Origin of the sequence: Aeromonas sp. PS2Canimalfood6 (genome assembly GCF_048276795.1) — a bacterium.
In the GTDB taxonomy this organism is placed as follows: domain Bacteria; phylum Pseudomonadota; class Gammaproteobacteria; order Enterobacterales; family Aeromonadaceae; genus Aeromonas; species Aeromonas caviae.
Genome location: NZ_JBLUXC010000172.1, coordinates 1 through 395, shown reverse-complemented (window position 1 = coordinate 395; position 395 = coordinate 1). Strand labels below are relative to the sequence as shown.

The 395-nt window shown below is 47.3% G+C and carries 1 protein-coding gene; it reads left to right on the top strand.

Going from position 1 to position 395, the window contains the following annotated elements; translation table 11 throughout:
* On the top strand, positions 1-224 hold a 224-nt coding region (locus tag ACNPAA_RS21110), incomplete at its 5' end, for a hypothetical protein (RefSeq protein WP_417892004.1).
* Positions 225-395 lie beyond the last annotated feature (171 nt).

Below are 395 nucleotides of genomic sequence, written 5' to 3'. Positions count from 1 at the left end.
CCAAATTGTGTGCCCGACGCTTTGCTTGTGAGGCGGATGCCCAAGCTGAGTTGAGCTGTTTTACCGCCAGCTTGATGCTGCTGCAACTGGATGCCGAAGTGGTAGGTGAACCCGTTTATACCCGACATTCCGCACCTATTTGGGGATTTATTTTCGGCGATGATGGCTACACGTTTGTAGCAAATGACGCCCTAGAGGATTTTGAGTGGGTGGTGGCAAAATAGCTGAAATTATCAGATTCATGTTTTTGCCTCCTATGAAATGACGTGAATTGTGTAAGTATTCACCGGAACAGTATTGACACAGGAAAAATGAGACGATCGTCTCTTGATCCCACTTTCCTGCTTGCTTGATCCTGCTCCTTAGATACGCTCCCCCCATGAGCAAAAACACCA